Annotated in this window: 1 pseudogene; it reads right to left on the bottom strand. The window is 56.2% G+C overall.

Annotated elements, in window-relative coordinates:
• Positions 1 to 253 precede the first annotated feature (253 nt).
• A pseudogene (locus OEZ49_RS22970) lies at positions 254 to 1,273 on the bottom strand (IS110 family transposase).
• Between the last annotated feature and the right edge of the window lie 82 nt (positions 1,274 to 1,355).

Raw genomic sequence — 1,355 nt, 5'->3', positions numbered from 1 at the left:
GTCCTGTGTGTATGACGTCTGCTTTGCAAGGAAAAAATGCTCTGATTGCGCGGCTGGTCAGTACAGTCCTGTGTCCGGCCTATGATCGCGGCTTTTGATATAACCGCTGGCCTTGATGGGTTCCGTGAACCTGGACCCAATCGGCGACGCGAACCTGAAAGTTCAGGACAAAGCTCGGGTTCGCGGGTTCTCGGATGACCGCACGTGCCATCATAGCATTCGTCTTGCAATTCGGTTTTGTTCTGCTCCTCCGTTATGCAGCTGATTGCCGGTAATATGTTCCCTTGGTGAGGATCGCCCAGATGATCCTGGCTGTCTTGTTGGCCATTGCAATGGTTGCGAGGCGCATGGGTTTGCGTTCCAGCAGTTGCATGATCCAGGGATGCACACGTTCTGGATAGCCCCGGGCCCGCTGCACCTGAGAGGTCATGCCAATCACCAGCAATCGTCGTATGTATCGGTCACCCTTTTTGCTGATCCGGCCCAGACGTTCCTTGCCGCCGCTCGACCTGTTCAGTGGCGTAAGCCCGAGCCAAGCGGCAAACTCGCGCCCGTTCTTGAACTGCCTACCGTCGCCGATGGTGGCGACAATGGCCGAGGCGGTGATGGGGCCAACGCCGGGTACTGTCCTGATGCGTTTGGCACGCTCATCGATCCTGGAATGATATTCGATCAGCTTGTCGTAAAACGTCACACGCTCGTCGAGATCGACAACCTGATCGCAGAGCGTCTTGAGCATGCTCTTCGCCACGTCCGGGATGTCCGGATAGTCATCGGCTTGGAACGTCCTAACGAAGCGCATCGCTGCAACCGGTCGGTTTCAGATCACATGGCCAAACTCGCGAAGAAGACCGCGGATCACGTTCAGCATCTGGGTCTTTTGGCGAACGACCAACTGGCGCACCCGGTGCATCGTCAACAGGGCCTGCTGCTCTTTCGACTTCACGGCCACAAATCGCATGGTTGGTCGGGTGACAGCTTCGCAGATTGCCTCCGCATCGACAGCGTCAGTCTTGCCGCGTTTGACGTATGGCTTGACATAGACGGCAGGCATCAGGCGCACATCGTGTCCGATCGCGCCCAGTTCACGCGCCCAATGATGCGCAGAGCCGCAGGCCTCTATGCCGACAAGGCAGCATGGCAGCGTCTCGAAAAACTTAAGCAATTGTCTGCGCCGGATCGAACGATTGAAAACAACCGTGCCGTCAGCGCTAATTCCATGAACCTGAAAAACATCTTTTCCAAGATCCAGTCCAACTGTTGTAACTTCCATGATGGGGCTCCTTTCCTAGCAGATGACAACATCTGTAGTCTGCCGCATTGCGCGACAGTTAGGTGCAGACGTCATCCACCCC

The sequence above is a fragment of the Ruegeria marisflavi genome (genome assembly GCF_025673445.1).
GTDB lineage: Bacteria > Pseudomonadota > Alphaproteobacteria > Rhodobacterales > Rhodobacteraceae > Ruegeria_B > Ruegeria_B marisflavi.
Note: the sequence above shows the minus strand (reverse complement) of the source record. Positions and strands in the feature narration are given on the sequence as shown.